Raw genomic sequence first — 18,328 nt, 5'->3', positions numbered from 1 at the left:
CACGCCGAAGTAATTTTGACCGGCTTCGCAGAGTGCGGCGGCGCGCTTCGTACGATGTGTTTGAACAGGTTTTCCATGACGCGCGCCTGGTTGATGACTTTTGCCCACGCCCCGCTGCGAGGCCTGATGACGGGCTTATGAACCGGCCTTTTTTACCGATTCTGGATAACAGACTAATCGGCGAAATCGAATTGAAAGTGTTGCGGGGACGCCGCAGTCGCGCCCGCAAGCACGGGTGGCGCAAGGATTCGTTCCGCCGACGCTATCCATGATTGGCCGGGCTCTTCACCGGCGGCGGCCTGCGCAGCGCCCGCCGCACCATGCCGATCAGCACGCCGATCAGGAACAGCACGACCGCCGGCACGACCCAGTAGCCGACGAACGCGTGCCACAGATAAGACATCAGCGTCGAGCGCCGCACGCTGTACTCATGGATTGCATCCTTCTGATGCGGCAGATTGGCGGCCAAAACGTCGGCGGGGCAGCCGGCGGCCTGCGCCTCCTCAGGCTTGCCGCGACAGCGCGCGGGAGCGCCGGCGGCGCGTTGTGCGTCGGTGAAACTCCAGGTGGACAGCTCGCGGTCGAGGTCGACGGCGTTATAAGCCATTTCCTCGCGGATTTCGTTGACCGCCACGATCGCCACGGGCACGGCCCAGAACACGATGACGACCAGCCACCGCCTCAACCAGCGGTTTTTATGTTTCGATACCATCCTTGCCTCCAATCGATGCTCAGCGGCATCAACGACAAGATGGCGGCCCGTCTAATGTGATTGATTTATATCTGGGGGTGGGCCGTCTCCGCAGCCATCATAGAAGAAAACGGCAGGTTCAGGCGGGCGGACTGTAGCGGGAGGGGCAGACGGACAAAGGCCGCGCCAGACAGCAGCGCGGCCCGATTGGGACGATGCGTGTTTCAGTAATCAGATGAGCGCGAAGAGGGACGTTTGACTTCCGTGCCCGTCATGCATCGCTCATACGGCAATCACACGCAATCAGTTGGCCGGTGCGGACGACAGGCAGCTCTTCATGAATGCCTTGCGGTCGTCGCCTTTCTTGCCGGTGGCTTGCGTGTTGCACGCTTTCATCTTGTCCTGCTGGCTCATCGGTGCAGCGGCCGGTTTGGACGAGAGACACGTTTTCATGAACGCCTTGCGGTCGTCGCCTTTCTTGTCGGCGGCCTGCTTGTTACAGTCGGCCATTTTCGTTTGCTGGCTGTTCTGTGCGAATGCCGGTGTGAACATCGGGGACGCGAGAACAGCGCCGAGCGCCAGCGTAGCAATAGCGGATTGGATTTTCATGTGACACTCCATCGGTGGTGAAAACGTTTTTGGTCGTTCATGCGCGTGGGCGTCAACGGCATCCAGGTACCCCCGGCGCATCCATTATGGCAAATGCTGTCTGCCAGAACGGACAAAAGCGCATTCCGGTTGACAGCCGATTCCGCTCGTTTTCCCTGACTACACGGGACATCACAGAGGGGTTCACACAGCCTTTCCGTTTGAAACAGGCGAATGGAAATCGTAATAAATTATCGTATGCATTCCAGATCAATTGAAATGGCAATTTCAAACGATTTATTCCATGCTTTATTCAAAGCGGATGAAAAAAATTGAAAATGCTTTTCGCATTGCTGCACATGCACCTGAATAGTAAATCGGAAAAAAATCCCACGGCTGATCCTGCGGGTAATTCTGGCCTCGCAGCCTGCAATGGATCGTCTTTTACCTGTAACCGAAGAAGGCCACAGGAGGTTCTTCATGCACTATCTGTTGATGTATGAGCTTGTCTCCGACTACCTCGACCGTCGCGGCGAGTACCGCGATGAGCACCTGAGACTCGCATGGACAGCGTCCGAACGCGGCGAACTTTTGCTGGGCGGCGCGCTAGCCGATCCTGTCGACGGTGCCGTGCTGCTCTTTAAAGGCGATTCACCCGCAGCCGCCGAAGCCTTTGCCAGAGCCGATCCGTACGTGCGATCGGGGCTCGTCGCAAGCTGGCGGGTGCGTGAATGGACGACCGTCGCCGGTGAGGGCGCTACCAAACCTGTGCGTCCCGCATAGCGCGGATAGTGGCATCCACGTATCGATGGGAGGCGGGTGGGAGCACGTGTACCAACACCGAACGCGCGCTCCCCGTCGCGCAATTTCCCTCAGGCATGTTTGCTGCTCAATGCCCGTCAGACTGTGCTACGCCCAGCATCTTCGGCCGGAAACAATACTTCGAAATAGCATCCCGGCCATGCTATAGATTCCTAAATCAATTCAGTGATGCTGCATACCGTTGTGCCGTGCAATAACGTATTCCGTTGCCCGATAAGACAGTGCTTTTGTTACCGCAATGCGTGAAGCGACGCAGCGAAAAGGACAAGATTGTTTCTATCCGTAACACTTGTCTCAACCGTATTCACGCAAACCCTGGTGGTGGTATGCTTCGTGCACAAATTCTCCCATGCACGAGTGAGACCACGTTTTGTGCTTCGGAATAGGGACAAACCGCACTAACTCAGGGCGGTATTGACCAGCCAACAGAACGTACAAAACATATTTGTGCAACCGCGGGCTGCACACGAATCGTGAAAGCTGAATTCGTGGCAAGTCCAAAGCCGCGGCCAGGCCAGGCTGCGTGGAGAAAACCCAATGTTTTTCGATGAGCTAAGCAATGACGAATGGGCGCTGCTGGCAGTGCTTGTCTCTGACGAGCCGGCCGTCCGTCTGAACCGACGCGGCCGGCCCCGCGCCGAACCGCGCATCGTCGCGAATGCCGTCCTGTGGATTCTGACAACCGGCGAACCCTGGTCGAAACTGCCAGGCCGCTATCCGTCCGGGCCAACGTGCCGGCGGCGGTTCGAAGAGTGGCAACTGAACGGCACTCTCCTCGAGATGGTTCGGCTGTTGTCGCAAACCGGGCGCACGTTCGCGTACATTCCGCCACCGGCACCGCCGGTTGCGGCCAAACCCGTGGCTCCGGTCACGGAAACGCCCAGCATGCGTGACGAAGGTCTGCGTGGTGTGTCGTGGAAAAGCCCTGAATCGTGGCAGGCGCCTCGTGTGTCGAACACGCTGGGCAACTGGCGCTCGGCCGATCCGATTGCCGATATCACGCGTCAATTGTCCGGTCTCTCGAACGAGGCGCCGGTGGCGCGCGCGCGTCCAATGCCTGCAACGCCGGCAGCGGTCGTTGCGCGCTCAGCGGCGCGCGTCGATCTGCCGGTCAGAACGGGAGAGGCGGGCGCGGTGGGCTCGGCAATGGCGCAACTCGATTTCGCTATTGCGTCGGCACGCCGTACGCCGAATGCGCCCAACGACGACCTTCGCAGTCCACTGTCGATGAGTCTCGCGCCGCGCGGCACGCAGGTGGCCGGCAGCAACGGCTATCTGATCTGTACCGTCGCCGAGCAGGTGCCAGGCGCGATGTATCGCGCGTCGGCGGAAATCGTGAAGGACGGCAAGCGTGTCGAACGCTCCGGCCTGATCGGCCCGCGCTTTGCCGAGGCGGCCGAAGCCGAGCAGTACGCGCTCGACTGGGCGCAGCAGTGGATCGACCGGGAATGCGTCGCGCAGGGAGCGGCAGAGCCTGCTTTGGCGGAGTCGCTTCAATCCGCCGAAACGCATGCCGAGACTCATCCGCGCGTGGCTCGTCCATTGCCCGCGCTGCGTCACGTGCCGGAACCCGTCACTGTGAATCACGGCGCGCCGCTGCACGGTCCGATCAATGCGTTTCGCGGACCACTGCGTCGTTATCCGGGCGAACCGGTTGCCGCAACTGTTACGGCGTCGTCCGTTGCGGTGAACGCGGTGACCGACAGCACGGCATCGGATCGTTTTTCGTCGGCCTATATAGAACTCGTCTCCCACGTGGGATGAGCATGTAGTACCCCGCGGCCGGTAGGAGCAACCGCCGCAGGTTCCCGCTTCATTCGTTGTGATCTACCGCTGTTGCCCTGAATGTCGTCCGCGCTGTTGCACGTGCCCGCTGCTGTTGCCGGTGCCTGAGCCCGCTTGGCTTGATGAGTCGTCGACGACAACCCGCCGACGACTCCCAATGGCCTGGTTACTGGCGACCGTACGTGTCGTCGAAACGCACGATATCGTCTTCGCCGAGATACGAGCCGGACTGCACCTCGATCATTTCGAGCGGCATCTTGCCCGGATTTTCGAGGCGGTGGGTGACACCCAGTGGAATATAAGCCGACTCGTTTTCGGAGACGATAAAGCGCTCTTCACCTCGCGTGACGAGCGCCGTGCCGCGCACGACGATCCAGTGTTCCGCCCGGTGATGATGCATTTGCAGCGACAGGCGCGCGCCCGGCTTCACCACAATGCGCTTGACCTGGAAACGCTCGCCGGTATCGACGGAATCGTAATTGCCCCACGGACGATGCACCTTGCGATGGTTGGCCGCCTCGGCGCTGCCATCTTCGCGAAGGCGTCCGACAATCTTCTTGACGTCCTGCACGCGCGATTTGTCGGCAACCAGAATCGCGTCCGGCGTTTCGACGATGACGAGATCCTGCGTGCCCACGCAGGCAATCAGGCGTCCTTCCGAGTGGGCGAAGGTCGATGTCGCGCCTTCGAACATCACGCGGCCGCGCGCCACATTCTGATCCGCGTCTTTCTCGGAGATGTCCCAGATCGCGTCCCACGAACCCACGTCGGACCAGCCGGCTTTCAGCGGCACGACCACGCCCGATGCCGCGCTTTGATCGCCGCCGAGTTTTTCCATCACCGCATAGTCGATCGAATTCGACGGCGATGCGCTGAACGCGTCACGCTGCAGGCGGAAGAAGTCGCCGTCTGATTTACCGCCCGCGAAAGCTGCTTCGCAGGCTTCGAAAATGGCGGGCTGGAAGTGACGAATCGCCTTCAACCACGTCGACGCACGCATGATGAAAATGCCGCTGTTCCACCAGTATTCCTGCGATTCGATGTAGCGCTGCGCCAGTTCGAGATGCGGCTTCTCGACAAAGCGGTCGAGTTGGTGCGCAACAATCGACGCAGATGATTCGCCATCCGAATCAACGGCCGCGTTACCGCCTTCAGTTGTGCCAAGCGCCGCGCCGATGCGAATGTAGCCATAGCCGGTTTCCGCGCGGGTCGGCACGATACCCATCGTGACGATATGACCGGCTGCCGCGTGCCTGACGCCTGCAGCAACGGCGGCCTGAAATCCCTTGCCGTCGGTGACCGCGTGATCGGCGGGCATCACGACCATGATGCCGTCCTCGTCCTGCGCGGCGATCGACAACGCGGCCACCGTCAGCGCCGGAGCCGTATCGCGGCCGGCCGGCTCGAGAATCAGACGCGTCGGCTTGCCGCTCGTGCGCAATTGCTCGGCGGTAGTGAAGCGCTGTTCTTCATTCGCGACCACGACGAGTTGTCCACTTAGCGGATAACCCGCTTCGAGTCCATCGAGTCGGCGCGTGGTGGATTGCAGCAGCGAATCGTCGCCGAGCAGTCCGATCAACTGCTTCGGATGCTGCTCACGCGACATCGGCCACAACCGCGTGCCGGAACCGCCCGCAAGAATCACGGGATGAACCTTGAGCTTGACGTTCAGGGGCGTAGCTTGGGTGGACCGGGTGTCGGCAGACTTGGCCGTGACCGGAGCTGTCATGATGAACTCCTCGAGGCTGGGTGAATGCGTCGAGATTTAACACGACTTCTTCAATCAATAAAAGCGCGTTAAATGAAAACTATATAAAACGAATAATAAAATTCACCCGCCGATGAAGAAAAAATGTCCGGTGAATTTATAAAAAAGAAAAATTACCCGAAAAAATTCGGAAGAGATTTTTTCACATCATTTTCTGCGTCAGAATAACGCCACAGGGTGTTACGTAAGTTTCGTAGGGAAGCTGGCAGTCTTGCCCGCAGATGCTTACAGGACGGCCTGAAAATGCATACGAGAGCGACAAAAGCGGTAACAATTGCCGCACAAAACTCGGAAAAAATGCCGAAATATTGACCGATACAATTTGAGATATTTTGCGGTCTTGCAGCGCGAATTTTAATATCGCTTTATCTATACCTGTACAAGGGTATTCACTCATTCCGACACATCTTTTCTGATCCGGGCATTCCGCTAATTCGGCGGCCGATTCCAGATCGGGAAATGGAAGGGCAATCGCACCGGTTCAATCAGTTTCGCGTGGCGTATTGATTTACGCGACGCGGATACCGGCGTTGCGCGCCCATCCGGCGGACTGACGTGCAACGTAATTTCAACCTGGCAACGGACGACACTTGACTGACGAACTGAGGGGCCGCGCATGCTGAGCGTTCTATCGAGAATCATCGACATCGCCATGGTCGCGCTTGGCGCCGCCATCGCGGCGGCCGTGCACAGCGGGAAAGTGGTGTGGCTGGACGACATGCAAAGCGTGTCGCTCGCGTTCGGCTGCCTGCTGATGGTGGTTTTTTTCCCGGCGCTGGGCATCTATCAATCGTGGCGCGGCAAGCCGCTCTACGACCTGCTGTCGCGCGTCACGGGCGGCTGGCTGATGGTGGAGATCACCGGCGTGCTGATCAGCTTCAGCCTGCACCGCTCGGACGGTCTGTCGCGTCTATGGCTCGTGTACTGGGCGCTCGCCACGGTGGTGCTGCTGATCATCACCAAGGTCATCGTCTATTCGATTCTGCGCGGGCTGCGGCGCGAAGGCTTCAACCAGCGCGCGGTGGCGATCGTCGGTGGCGCGCCGTATGGACGCTTTCTGATCGAGCAGATGCGCAGCCGCCCGGAAGCAGGGTTTAGTCCGGTTGTCGTGTTCGACGAGGACGGCACCATCAATCCGTACGAAGACCCGGATGCGGCCAACGCAATCGACGGCGTACCCGTCGAGCGCGACTATCAACGGATGATTCAACTCGTGCGTCAGCGTTCGATCCGCGAATTGTGGCTGGCGCTGCCGATTTCGAAAGAGAAGGCGATCCATCGCTTCGTGATGGATCTTCGCAACGACTTCGTCAATATCCGTTTCATACCGGACGTGCGCAGCCTCACGCTGTTCAATCAGCCGATGGTCGAATTGCTCGGCGTACCCGCGATCAACCTCGCCGCGTCGCCGATCACCGATCTGCGCGTGCTGCCCAAGCGTGTATTCGACCGGCTGTTCGCGCTTGCCGCGTTGACCGCGCTGTCGCCGCTGATGATCGTGATCGCCGTGATGGTGAAAGTCAGCTCGCCTGGGCCGGTGTTTTTCCGGCAGAAACGCAAGGGCATCGACGGCAATCAGTTCGAGATCTACAAATTCCGCTCGATGAAGATGCACAAGGAAGAGGCCGGCAAGATCACCCAAGCTACGCGCCGCGACCCGCGTATCACGGCGGTCGGCGCGTTCCTGCGGCGCACGAGCCTCGACGAATTGCCGCAATTCATCAACGTGCTGCGCGGCGAGATGTCGGTGGTCGGCCCGCGTCCGCATGCGCTCGAACACGACGACATCTACAAGGATCTGGTGAAGGGCTACATGCACCGCTACCGGATCAAACCAGGCATCACAGGCTGGGCGCAGATCAACGGCTATCGCGGCGAAACCGACCGCATCGAAAAGATGATGGGGCGCGTCAAGCTCGATCTGTACTACATGCAGCACTGGACCTTCTGGCTCGACATCAAGATCGTCGTGCTGACGCTGTGGAAGGGCTTCGCGGGCAGCAACGCGTATTGAGTCCAGGCCGTGCAGAACGCTTTACGCATGACTGCATGGGCCGTACTCCTGAATCAACTTCACCGAATCAACCCTTTTTTCCGAGGTGCAACACATGAACCTGACGATCATCGGTAGCGGCTACGTAGGCCTCGTGACGGGCGCATGTCTGGCCGACATCGGCCACGATGTGTTCTGTCTCGACGTCGATCAGCGCAAGATCGACGTGCTCAACGGCGGCGGCGTGCCGATCCATGAACCGGGTCTGCAGGAGATCATCGCGCGCAATCGCAAAGCGGGCCGCCTGAAGTTCTCGACCGATATCGAAGCGGCGGTCGCGCATGGCGATATCCAGTTCATCGCGGTCGGTACGCCGTCCGACGAAGACGGTTCCGCCGATCTGCAATACGTGCTTGCCGCCGCGCGCAATATCGGCCGGCATATGACGGGCTTCAAGGTGATCGTCGACAAATCGACGGTGCCGGTCGGCACCGCTTCGCGCGTGCGCGACGTGGTGGCCGCAGAACTCGCATCACGCAAGGTCGATCACATGTTCTCGGTGGTGTCGAACCCCGAGTTCCTGAAAGAAGGCGCGGCGGTCGAAGACTTCACGCGGCCCGATCGCATCGTGCTCGGTTGCGATGAAGATGTTCCCGGCGAGAAGGCGCGCGAACTGATCAAGCGCCTCTATGCGCCGTTCAACCGCAATCGCGAACGCACGCTGTACATGGACGTGCGCTCGGCGGAATTCACCAAATACGCGGCCAATGCGATGCTCGCCACGCGTATCTCGTACATGAACGAACTGGCGAATCTGGCCGATCGCGTCGGTGCGGATATCGAAGCGGTGCGTCGCGGTATCGGCTCCGATCCGCGCATTGGTTACGACTTTCTGTATGCCGGTTGCGGTTATGGCGGCTCGTGTTTTCCGAAGGACGTGCAGGCATTGATCCGCACGGCGGCCGACCAGGGCTCGAATCTGCGCATTCTCGAAGCGGTCGAAGCCGTCAACGACACGCAGAAAAAGATTCTCGCGAACAAGATCGTCGCGCGTCTGGGCGAAGACCTGTCGGATCGCACGTTCGGCGTGTGGGGCCTCGCGTTCAAGCCGAATACCGACGACATGCGCGAAGCACCGTGCCGTCCGCTGATCGCGGAACTGCTGCGGCGCGGCGCGACGGTGAAGGCGTACGACCCGGTTGCGATCGACGAAGCGAAGCGCGTGTTCGCGCTCGATCTGAAGGACGTGCCGCAACAGCACGCGCGCCTGCAGTTCGTGAACGACGAGATGGAAGCTGCCGACGGCGCCGATGCGCTGGTGATCCTCACCGAGTGGAAAGTCTTCAAGAGCCCGGACTTCGATTCGCTGAAGCAGATCCTGAAGACGCCGCTGATTTTCGACGGCCGCAACCTGTACGAACCGGATGCGCTGCTCGAACTGGGTATCGAGTATCACGCGATCGGCCGTCAGCACGCACTGCGCAACGCGCCGGCGCGAGTCGGCGCGAACGGCTTGCCGCTCGCGCACGCGGGTGTCGATGCCGATGCGCTGAAAGCCTCGGCGTTCAGCAACTGATCTCGTCGAGTCACATCGAGTGTTACCGGGTCGCCGCGCCACCATTCGCCTCACCAGGGAGCCTGCCATGTTCGCCAACGTTCTGATCGTCTGCCACGCCAACGTGTGCCGTTCGCCAGCCGCCGAGATGCTGTTCAAGGCTCGTCAGCGCGCGGCCGCGGAAGCGGGGCGGTCCACAGCGCCGATCGCGTTTCATTCGGCGGGCCTGCGTGCGATGAACGGTCACGGCATGGACCCGGTGATGCAACGCCTGCTCGCCGAGAAAGGCGTCGCCTCCGGCATTCACTACTCGCGGCGTCTCGACCGGCAACTCGTGCGTTCCGCCGATCTCGTGCTCGTCACCGAGCGTGCACAGGTGAGCCACGTCGAAGCGCTCGATCCGGCCTCACGCGGCAAGGTCTTTCCGCTCGGCAAATGGGAAGACGATTCCGATGTCGCCGATCCATACGGTGGCGAGGAAACCGCTTACAGGGAGAGTCTCGTGCTCATCGAACATCTGGTCATGGGATGGCTGAAAAAAATATGCTGATGAAAAAACTCATTGCAAACTCATTCGCGAATCGCGATTCGAAACCCGGTTCGCCGGTTCATTCGACCGTCGGATCGAAACTCGCCGCTACGCTTTTGCTGACGTCCTTTCTGTCGGCCTGCGCCACCGCACCGGGTAATTACCTCGACACGTCGCGTCTGCAGGACGATGGGCACGCGCCCACCGAGACCTACCCCGTTCATCTGATCGACGCGAATCTGATCGTTGCGCAGGCGCAAGCCGCTGCGTCGAAAACGCAGGTGCTGCCGACCTCGGCCATCAGCGATCCTTCGCAATACCAGTACAAGCTCTCACCGCAGGACATTCTCGGCATCACCGTGTGGGATCACCCGGAGTTGACGACGCCGCAGGGCAGCACGCTGTCGTCGGGCGGCAATACCACGCAGTCGATCGGCGGCGCTCTGCAGCAGCCGTACACGGCTGCGCTGCCCGGTCAGGCCGATCCGTACGGTCAAACCATTTCCTCCGACGGCACGATCTTTTTCCCGTTCGTCGGCCGGATTATGGCTGCCGGAAAAACCACCAGCGAGTTACGCGAGCAACTCTCGCGCGGCCTCGTGCGCTATATCCGCAACCCGCAGGTCGACGTGCGCGTGCTGTCGTATCGTGGGCAAAAAATACAGGTGACCGGCGAAGTGAAGACGCCCGGTCCGCTCGCGATCAGCGACGTGCCGCTCACGCTGGTCGACGCGATCACGCGTTCGGGCGGCACGAATTCGGACGCCGACATCCAGCGTGTGCGTCTTACGCGTAACAACAAGCTCTATGTGCTCGACGCCGACCGCATGCTCGATCGCGGCGACACCACGCAGAACGTGATGCTGCAAAACGGCGACGTGATCAACGTGCCGGACCGTACCGACAGCCGCATCTTCGTGATGGGTGAAGTGAAGACGCCGATCCAGTTGCCGATCATTCGCGGCCGCATGACGATTGCCGATGCGCTCACGCAAGGCGGCGGCATTCTCGACACCGACGCCAATCCGCGTCAGATCTTCGTGATGCGCGGCATGAAGGACCATCCGACCACGCCGGAAGTGTTCCGCCTCGACATGACGCAGCCGGACTCGATCATGCTGTCGTCGCAGTTCCAGTTGCAGCCGCTCGACGTCGTGTATGTCGGCACCGCCGCTTCGACCACGTTCAACCGTGTGTTGCAGCAGGTTCTGCCGAGCGTGCAGACGCTGTTCTATCTGAAACAACTGACGCGCTGAACGTCTGAGCCGTAGACAGGCCCGCATCGCATTGCCAGTCGAGGATGCGATGCGGGACCGAAGCAAACGCCGAGGCCGACCGCTGACGCACAACGCTGAAGCAGAAGCTTAAGCAACCGATACGGGATCGAATTGTGAGCAATCAAATCTCTCCACACATGGCTGCCGGTCCGATCAAGACCGAAGAAGAAGACATTGTCCTCGGACAACTGGTGCAGGTGATCATCGACGACATCTGGTGGTTGCTGGCCATTGCCGGGGTGATCGTCGCGCTGGCGGCGGCGTACTGCTACCTCGCCAAGCCGACGTATTCGGCTGACGCGCACGTGCGTGTCGAACAGTCCGACAACACGTCGCAGGCGCTCACGCAGACGCAAACGGGCGCCGCGATCAGCAGCGGTTCGACCTCGTTGCCGACCGACGCCGAAATTGAAATCATCAAGAGCCGGGGCGTGGTTGGACCTGTCGTGCAGCAGTTGAAGCTGAACTTCAGCGTCACGCCGAAGACCTTCCCGCTGCTCGGCAGCATCGCAGCGCGGATGGCGACACCGGGTCAACCTGCGCGTCCGTGGCTCGGGCTCAAGTCGTATGCGTGGGGCGGCGAAATCGTCGACCTCGATTCGATCGACGTGATCCCGGCACTCGAAGGCCAGAAGCTCACGCTGAAAGTGATCGACGACCAGCACTACGAATTGCGCGCGGAGAACGGCGCGTTGCTGCTGACCGGCCAGGTCGGCCAGCAGGTGCAGGGCGGCGGCGTCACGATGCTGATCAACAAACTGGTCGCGCGCCCGGGTCAGGAATTCACGGTGATGCGCGCGAACGACCTCGACGCGATCACCGCGTTCCAGTCGGCGATTACCGTGCAGGAGCAGGGCAAGCAGACCGGTGTGATCCAGATTTCGCTGGAAGACAAGAACCCCGAACACGCGGCGCTGGTTGCCAATGCGCTCGCGCAGTCGTATGTGCGTCAGCACGTCGAAAGCAAGCAGGAAGACGCGATCAAGATGCTCGCGTTCCTGAAGAGCGAGGAGCCGCGTCTGAAGTCCGACCTCGAACGCGCCGAAGCCGCATTGACCGCGTATCAGCGTCAGTCGGGTTCGATCAATGCGAGCGACGAGGCGAAGGTGTACCTCGAAGGCAGCATGCAGTACGAGCAGCAGATTGCCGGCTTGCGTCTGCAGATGGCGCAGTTGACCGAACGCTATGGCGACGACCATCCGACGCTGGTCGCCGCGCGCCAGCAGATGGCCGAGTTGCAGGCCCAACGCACGAAATACGCGGACCGTTTCCGCGATTTGCCCGCGACCGAAGTGAAAGCCGTGCAACTGCAACGTGACGCGAAAGTGGCCGAGGACATCTACGTGCTGCTGCTCAATCGCGTGCAGGAGTTGTCGGTGCAGAAGGCGGGCACGGGCGGCAACGTGCATATCGTCGATGTGGCGCTGCGTCCGGGCGCCCCGGTCAAGCCGAAGAAGATGCTGATCCTGTCGGCGGCGGTGATTCTCGGGCTGATCGCCGGAACCGGCTTCGTGTTCCTGCGCCGCAATATGTTCAAGGGCATCGACGACCCGGATCACATCGAACGCGCATTCCATCTGCCGGTGTTCGGTCTGGTGCCGCAAAGCGCGGAACAGGCACTCCTCGAAAGCGGCTTTGAGCGCGGCGGTGACCGTCTGCGTTCGGTGCTCGCCAGCGCGCGGCCGAAGGATGTCACGATCGAAAGTCTGCGCAGCCTGCGTACGTCGATGCAGTTCACGATGATGGACGCGCGCAATCGCATCGTCATGCTGACGGGCCCGATGGCCGGTGTCGGCAAGAGCTTCCTGACGGCGAACCTCGCCGTGCTGCTCGCGAATTCCGGCAAGCGGGTGTTGCTGATCGACGGCGATATGCGGCGCGGCGTGCTCGAACGCTACATGGGCGGGGCGCAGGATATCGGCCTGTCCGAGTTGCTGAGCGGCCAGATCTCGCTCGAAGAAGCGATCCGCAGCACGAGCGTGGAAGGGCTGAGCTTCGTTTCCTGCGGCCGCCGTCCGCCGAACCCGTCGGAGCTGCTGATGTCGCCGCGTCTGCCGCAATACCTCGACGGCCTCGCGAAACGCTACGACGTGATCCTGATCGACACGCCGCCTGTGCTGGCCGTGACCGACGCGTCGATCATCGGCGCCTATGCCGGCTCGACGTTCTTCGTGATGCGCTCCGGCATGCACAGCGAAGGCGAAATCGGCGACGCGCTCAAGCGTCTGCGTGCCGCAGGCGTGCATGTGCAGGGCGGCATTTTCAACGGCATGCCGGCACGCACGCGTGGCGGTTATGACCGTGGTTATGCAGCGGTTCAGGAATACCTGAGCACCTGATGAAGCACCTGGGCGCCCGCGCCCAGCACCCAGCGCAACGACGATAAAAAAGGACATCACGATGAAAGTGACGGTACTGGTTCCAACTTACCGCCGCCCGGCCGATCTGGCGCGCTGCCTCGCGGCGCTGCAACGGCAGTCGCGCGCGCCGGACGAAGTGGTGGTGGTCGCCCGCGCCGACGACGATGCAACGCATACGTGTCTGCGCGATCCGGCGGTGTCCGGCAAGCTGCCGCTGTCGGTGGCGCTGGTCGACGTGCCGGGTCAGGTCGCGGCGCTCAATCGCGGGCTGGACGCGGCCACCGGCGACGTCATCGCAATTACCGACGACGACGCCGCACCGCACGTCGACTGGGTCGGCCGCATTGCCGGCGCGTTCGAAAACGACGCGCGTCTGGGCGCCTTGGGCGGGCGCGACTGGGTCCACGAAAAAGGCCGCGTGCTGGACGGCGAGCGGCCGCTGGTCGGCAAGGTGACCGCGCACGGCAAGATCATCGGCAATCATCATCTGGGCGTGGGCGGCGCACGCGAAGTCGACATCCTGAAGGGCGCCAACATGAGCTATCGGCGCGACGCGGTGCGCAACATCCGTTTCGACGCGCGTTTGCGCGGCGCGGGCGCACAGGTTCACAACGACATGGCGTTCAGCCTCGCCGTGAAAAACGCCGGCTGGAAGTTGATGTACGACCCGCGCGTGGCCGTCGATCATTTCCCCGCCGAGCGTTTCGACGACGATCGCCGCGACGCGCAAACCATGAACGCATTGCGCAACGCCGCGTTCAATTTCCATCTGATCCTGCGCGACCAGTTGCCGCCGCTGCGCCGCGAAACCGCGTGGTGGTGGTGGACGCTGGTCGGCACGCGGGTGTATCCGGGGCTCACGCATGCGGCGCTCGGGCTGCTGTCGAAGCAGGCGGCGCTGAAGTTGTCGCGCTGGCGGGCGGTTCGCACGGGCGCGCATGAAGCGCGCCGTGCGCTGTCCTGACGCGCATGAGACCGGCTAACGCGTTCGTCACGCCCAATACGCCCACGACGTCCTCGACGTTCGCGCATCGGCACACGGCCCGCCCCAAGGCCGCCGATGCCCCTTTCCACCGGCAGAGCGGAGTGTCTGCATGAGTACGAAAGTTCACGTTCACCTGTTTTACGGCGCGGACCCGCGCTATTACCGGCCCGGCGACGATATCGGCTGCCTGTACGGCTATCACCACGCGCAGTCCGACGCGTTCGCGCTGACCTATTCGCAGGACGCCCGCGAGAGCAAGCCGGTGCGGTTGATCCGCCGCGGCCTGAAGGCGATGCTCGGATTCGACATCATCCATACGTGGCGCAACCGCGCCGAGATGCTGCGCTCGGACGTGATCTGGACGCATACGGAACAGGAATGGCTTTCCGCCGCGTTAATGCTGCTTCTGAGCGGCCGCAAGGCCGGGGTAGGGGCAAGCCCGCTGCTGCTAGCGCAAAGCGTGTGGCTGCTCGATAAGTGGCCTTCTTATGGAATCGTGCGTAGCTGGCTGTATCGCAAGCTGATGACTCGCGCCGATCAGCTGACCACGCTCGCCAGCGAAAACGCCGAACTGTGCCAGCAATATTTCAACCGCGACGCCAAGCCGCTGCTCTACGGGCTGAACACGCAGGACTTCCCGGTCAAGTCGCCGTCGGAGTGGAAGCCGCACTCGCCGATCCGCATCGCCGCAATCGGCAACGACCGCGACCGCGATTGGGAGACGCTGATCAAGGCGTTCGGCAACGATCCGCGTTATACGGTCAAGCTTGCGACGCGGCGGCGGATTCCGTCGTCGCTGCGTGCACCGAATGTCGAGATCGCGCTGTTCTCGGGCATCAAGAAGCAACATGAGCTTTACGACTGGGCCGACGTGATCGTCGTACCGCTGCGGCCGAACACGCACGCGTCGGGTATTACCGTGATGCTGGAAGCGGCGGCGGTCGGCAAGCCGATGGTGGTGACGAATGTCGGCGCATTGCAGGATTATTTTCCGTCCGATGAAGCGGCTTATATCCCGCCGTTCAATCCGCCGGCCTTGCGCGATGCGGTCGATCAGCTCGCGGCGTCGCCCGCCGAAGCGCTGCGCCAGGCGCAAGCCGCCGCAGCAGGTCTGCTCGCGCGCGATCTGACCACGCAGCACTACGCGATGCAGCACGTGCGCATCACGCAGGAGATGCTGCGCGCGCGGGCCCGGACCCAGCCTGAAGGGCAAGCCCAACAGCAAGCCCCGGCGCAACGTGCCGCCACGCGCGAATCGCGCGGAGGACTCTGAACGATGTCGACGATTCCGCGAGCCGAAGCCGCTGTCGCTGTGCGTGCCGCGTCCGGCGGTGCGCAGGAATGGCTGCCGCCGCTGTTGCTGTGGCTGATCACGGCGGTGCTGATCATCGCGCATCAGGGCACCGTGCTCACGCTCGCGTTTCCGGTGCTCGCGATCCTGACAGGCCTGTGGCTGTATTTCAAAAGCCCGGCACGCTACATCGGTTTCATGTGGTGGCTGTGGTTCCTGAGCCCGGAAGTGCGGCGTCTGGCCGACTGGTCGAAAGGCTCGTTTACGCCGACCAGTCTGATCCAGGTCGCGCCGCTCGCGGTCACGATGATCAGCGCGCTGTCGCTGCTGCGCTATTACCGCCTGCTTGCGCAACGGCGCGGTCTGCCCGTGCTGCTGATTCTGCTCGGCCTGATCTACGCGTTCATGATCGGCGTGATGTCGAGCGGGCCCCTCGCGGCCACTTATGACCTCGCGAACTGGCTCTATCCGATCCTGATCGGCTTTCACATCATGGCGAATACGCGGCAGTATCCGCAGTATCGCGACACTATCGTCAACACGTTCATCTGGGGCATGCTGGTGATGGGCGGCTACGGGCTGATCCAGTTCTTCATCATGCCGCCGTGGGACGCGTTGTGGATGCTCGGCTCGCAGATGAACTCGCAAGGCGATCCGGTGCCGATGGGCGTGCGCGTGTTCAGCACGATGAATTCGTCGGGACCATTCGCGTTTGCGATGATGGGCGCGATGGTGTTCGTGATGGCGGCCACGCATCGCGTACGGTGGATCGCCGCGGCGCTCGGCTTCTTCTCGTTCGCACTGAGCCTCGTGCGCTCGACGTGGGGCGGCTGGGTCATCGCGCTGCTGATCCAGCTCGTCAAATCCAACAACAAGGTCCGCGTGCGGATCGTCGCCAGTGCGGTGCTGCTCGCCGGATTGTGCGTGCCGCTGCTTGCGGTCGGCCCGGTCGCCGAACGGATGCAGGCGCGCCTGTCCACCATCGTCAACCTGAACGACGACCAGAGCTACGCGGCGCGCAACGAGTTCTACGCGACCTTCGCGAAAACCGCCTTTACCGACGTATCCGGCGAAGGCATGGGCGCGACCGGCACCTCCACCAAACTCTCGAACGACGGCGGCCAGCTCGGCCAGTACGGCAACTTCGACAGCGGCGTGATGAACATCCCGTTCGTGCTCGGCTGGCCCGGCACGCTGCTCTACATGTCCGGAATCATCTGGCTCGTGACGCGCGCGGTGCTCGCGTCGTTCAAGCTGCGCGACGACAAGTTCGTCTCAGCGTGTCTGAGCCTGAGCCTCGCGACGTTCGCGATGCTGGTGTTCACCAACTCGCTGGTGGGCACCGGCGGACTGCTGCTTTTCATGAGTGTTTTTTCGATTCTTTCCGCGGTTCATTACGAAAAGATGAACCGCCGACGCACGCTATTTCTCCACGGAGGCACTGATTGAGAGTCGCCATTGTCACGCACGTTGTGCGCCATAACGACGGCCAGGGGCGCGTCAACCACGAGATCGCGCGCGCGGCCCTCGACGAGAACATCGGCGTCACGCTGATCGCCTCGCATGTCGCGCCGGAATTGCTCGCTCATCCGAATGTCCGCTGGGTGCCGGTGAAAATCGGCCGCTGGTGGCCCACCAATCTGCTGCGCCAGCAGGTCTTCGCATTGAAGAGCGCGCTGTGGCTGCGCGCCCATCGCCGCGAATTCGACGTGCTGCACGTGAACGGCTTCATCACGTGGATGCCCGCCGATGTCAACACGTCGCACTTCGTGCATAGCGGCTGGTTCGGCAGCAAGTACTACCCGTTCGGTCTCACGAAGGGCGTGTGGTCCGCGTATCAGTCGGTCTATACGCGTTGCAATGCGTTGCTCGAAGGTTGGGCATACCGTCGCTCGAAGGTGATTACCGCGGTGTCGCAAAAGGTGGCCGACGAGATTCGCGCAATCGGACTCACGCCGGACAACCGCGTCGATGTGATTTACAACGGCGTCGATACGCAGGGGTTTGCTGCGGCCACCGGCAATCGCGAGAAATTCAATTTGCCGAAGGACGCGTTCCTGCTGCTGTTCGTCGGCGATCTGCGCACGCCGCGCAAGAACCTCGGCACGGTGCTGGCCGCGCTGAAGCATCTGCCCGAGCACGTGCAGATCGCAGTGGCCGGTTATCTGCCGGGCAGTCCGTATCCGGAACAGGCGAAGGCGCTGGGCATCGCGCATCGCGTGCATTTTCTCGGGCTCGTAAAAGAGATGCCGGTGCTGATGCATTCGGTCGATGCCTTCGTGTTTCCGTCGCGTTATGAAGCGATGAGTCTGTCGCTGCTCGAAGCGATGGCGGCAGGGCTGCCGGTGGTCACGGCACGCACGGCGGGCGGCGCCGAAATCATCACGCCCGATTGCGGGATCGTGCTCGACGATCCGGACGATCCGAAGGCGCTGGCCGGCGCGGTCGCCCGTCTCGCGGACAACGACGACGCGCGGCGCGCGATGGGCGTCGCCGCCAACCAGCTCGCCACCGGTTTCGGCTGGGCGCGGATGGCCGAGCAGTACATCGCGCTTTACCGGCAGTTGGCGGGGCAGCAGAAAAACCGCCTGCGTAGCGAGGCGGAAGCGTCGGCGGTTGCAAAGACCGACGCATTGACGCTGAACACGCTGGCCGGACAGAAGAGCGCCGACTGACAGCGCCGC

General features: G+C 61.8%; 14 protein-coding genes. 11 read left to right on the top strand and 3 right to left on the bottom strand.

Going from position 1 to position 18,328, the window contains the following annotated elements:
- Window positions 1–262: 262 nt before the first annotated feature.
- Together ABH945_RS06665 and ABH945_RS06660 are read right to left on the bottom strand one after the other, a co-directional pair.
- Complete coding sequence (locus ABH945_RS06665) at window positions 263–712, bottom strand: hypothetical protein (RefSeq protein ID WP_074763985.1); 450 nt, start codon at window positions 710–712, stop codon at window positions 263–265.
- A 282-nt stretch (window positions 713–994) separates the two neighbouring features.
- Window positions 995–1,300: a PsiF family protein gene (locus ABH945_RS06660; protein WP_074763986.1), complete on the bottom strand. Its 306-nt coding sequence runs from the start codon at window positions 1,298–1,300 to the stop codon at window positions 995–997.
- Window positions 1,301–1,759: 459 nt separating this feature from the next.
- On the opposite strand from ABH945_RS06660, the gene ABH945_RS06655 reads away from it, so the two are divergent.
- Both ABH945_RS06655 and ABH945_RS06650 read left to right on the top strand, forming a co-directional pair.
- Window positions 1,760–2,062, top strand: a complete 303-nt coding sequence (locus tag ABH945_RS06655; protein ID WP_429250074.1) for a YciI-like protein — start codon at window positions 1,760–1,762, stop codon at window positions 2,060–2,062.
- A 576-nt stretch (window positions 2,063–2,638) separates the two neighbouring features.
- Window positions 2,639–3,865 carry a transposase gene (locus tag ABH945_RS06650; protein WP_429250073.1) on the top strand — a complete coding sequence of 409 codons (1,227 nt, stop codon included), beginning with the start codon at window positions 2,639–2,641 and terminating at the stop codon, window positions 3,863–3,865.
- Window positions 3,866–4,052: 187 nt separating this feature from the next.
- Here the strand turns inward: ABH945_RS06650 and ABH945_RS06645 are convergent, their stop codons facing one another.
- Window positions 4,053–5,615 carry a mannose-1-phosphate guanylyltransferase/mannose-6-phosphate isomerase gene (locus ABH945_RS06645; RefSeq protein WP_429250072.1) on the bottom strand — a complete coding sequence of 521 codons (1,563 nt, stop codon included), beginning with the start codon at window positions 5,613–5,615 and terminating at the stop codon, window positions 4,053–4,055.
- A gap of 655 nt (window positions 5,616–6,270) precedes the next feature.
- On the opposite strand from ABH945_RS06645, the gene ABH945_RS06640 reads away from it, so the two are divergent.
- From ABH945_RS06640 to ABH945_RS06600, 9 genes are all read left to right on the top strand, one after another.
- Window positions 6,271–7,668, top strand: coding sequence for an undecaprenyl-phosphate glucose phosphotransferase (locus ABH945_RS06640; RefSeq protein WP_074763990.1), 1,398 nt, complete (start codon window positions 6,271–6,273; stop codon window positions 7,666–7,668).
- A gap of 94 nt (window positions 7,669–7,762) precedes the next feature.
- Window positions 7,763–9,223 carry a UDP-glucose dehydrogenase family protein gene (locus ABH945_RS06635; protein ID WP_429250071.1) on the top strand — a complete coding sequence of 487 codons (1,461 nt, stop codon included), beginning with the start codon at window positions 7,763–7,765 and terminating at the stop codon, window positions 9,221–9,223.
- A 67-nt stretch (window positions 9,224–9,290) separates the two neighbouring features.
- On the top strand, window positions 9,291–9,752 hold the full coding sequence (locus ABH945_RS06630) for an exopolysaccharide biosynthesis protein (protein WP_074763992.1): 462 nt from the start codon (window positions 9,291–9,293) through the stop codon (window positions 9,750–9,752).
- Window positions 9,746–10,987 carry a polysaccharide biosynthesis/export family protein gene (locus ABH945_RS06625; RefSeq protein WP_074763993.1) on the top strand — a complete coding sequence of 414 codons (1,242 nt, stop codon included), beginning with the start codon at window positions 9,746–9,748 and terminating at the stop codon, window positions 10,985–10,987. Before ABH945_RS06630 ends, ABH945_RS06625 begins: the two co-directional genes overlap by 7 nt.
- A gap of 158 nt (window positions 10,988–11,145) precedes the next feature.
- Window positions 11,146–13,347: a polysaccharide biosynthesis tyrosine autokinase gene (locus ABH945_RS06620; protein ID WP_074763994.1), complete on the top strand. Its 2,202-nt coding sequence runs from the start codon at window positions 11,146–11,148 to the stop codon at window positions 13,345–13,347.
- 61 nt (window positions 13,348–13,408) lie between these two features.
- The gene (locus tag ABH945_RS06615; protein WP_429250070.1) at window positions 13,409–14,332 is read left to right on the top strand and encodes a glycosyltransferase family 2 protein; all 924 of its coding nucleotides are present in this window, start codon (window positions 13,409–13,411) and stop codon (window positions 14,330–14,332) included.
- Window positions 14,333–14,462: 130 nt separating this feature from the next.
- Window positions 14,463–15,626 (top strand): glycosyltransferase, encoded by a 1,164-nt coding sequence (locus ABH945_RS06610; protein ID WP_429250069.1) that lies wholly within the window; start codon window positions 14,463–14,465, stop codon window positions 15,624–15,626.
- 3 nt (window positions 15,627–15,629) lie between these two features.
- A complete protein-coding gene (locus ABH945_RS06605) occupies window positions 15,630–17,093 on the top strand; it encodes a glucose-6-phosphate isomerase (RefSeq protein WP_074763997.1) in 1,464 nt (487 codons plus the stop codon).
- Window positions 17,090–18,319: a glycosyltransferase family 4 protein gene (locus ABH945_RS06600; protein ID WP_429250068.1), complete on the top strand. Its 1,230-nt coding sequence runs from the start codon at window positions 17,090–17,092 to the stop codon at window positions 18,317–18,319. Before ABH945_RS06605 ends, ABH945_RS06600 begins: the two co-directional genes overlap by 4 nt.
- The last annotated feature ends 9 nt before the right edge of the window (window positions 18,320–18,328 follow it).

Source organism: Paraburkholderia sp. GAS333, assembly GCF_050435665.1.
GTDB classification, from domain to species: domain Bacteria; phylum Pseudomonadota; class Gammaproteobacteria; order Burkholderiales; family Burkholderiaceae; genus Paraburkholderia; species Paraburkholderia fungorum_A.
Note: the sequence above shows the minus strand (reverse complement) of the source record. Positions and strands in the feature narration are given on the sequence as shown.

Coding starts and splice junctions, on each gene's coding strand:
- ABH945_RS06665 (WP_074763985.1), bottom strand. CDS start 712: ATGGTATCGAAACATAAAAACCGCTGGTTGAGGCGGTGGCTGGTCGTC.
- ABH945_RS06660 (WP_074763986.1), bottom strand. CDS start 1,300: ATGAAAATCCAATCCGCTATTGCTACGCTGGCGCTCGGCGCTGTTCTC.
- ABH945_RS06655 (WP_429250074.1), top strand. CDS start 1,760: ATGCACTATCTGTTGATGTATGAGCTTGTCTCCGACTACCTCGACCGT.
- ABH945_RS06650 (WP_429250073.1), top strand. CDS start 2,639: ATGTTTTTCGATGAGCTAAGCAATGACGAATGGGCGCTGCTGGCAGTG.
- ABH945_RS06645 (WP_429250072.1), bottom strand. CDS start 5,615: ATGACAGCTCCGGTCACGGCCAAGTCTGCCGACACCCGGTCCACCCAA.
- ABH945_RS06640 (WP_074763990.1), top strand. CDS start 6,271: ATGCTGAGCGTTCTATCGAGAATCATCGACATCGCCATGGTCGCGCTT.
- ABH945_RS06635 (WP_429250071.1), top strand. CDS start 7,763: ATGAACCTGACGATCATCGGTAGCGGCTACGTAGGCCTCGTGACGGGC.
- ABH945_RS06630 (WP_074763992.1), top strand. CDS start 9,291: ATGTTCGCCAACGTTCTGATCGTCTGCCACGCCAACGTGTGCCGTTCG.
- ABH945_RS06625 (WP_074763993.1), top strand. CDS start 9,746: ATGCTGATGAAAAAACTCATTGCAAACTCATTCGCGAATCGCGATTCG.
- ABH945_RS06620 (WP_074763994.1), top strand. CDS start 11,146: ATGGCTGCCGGTCCGATCAAGACCGAAGAAGAAGACATTGTCCTCGGA.
- ABH945_RS06615 (WP_429250070.1), top strand. CDS start 13,409: ATGAAAGTGACGGTACTGGTTCCAACTTACCGCCGCCCGGCCGATCTG.
- ABH945_RS06610 (WP_429250069.1), top strand. CDS start 14,463: ATGAGTACGAAAGTTCACGTTCACCTGTTTTACGGCGCGGACCCGCGC.
- ABH945_RS06605 (WP_074763997.1), top strand. CDS start 15,630: ATGTCGACGATTCCGCGAGCCGAAGCCGCTGTCGCTGTGCGTGCCGCG.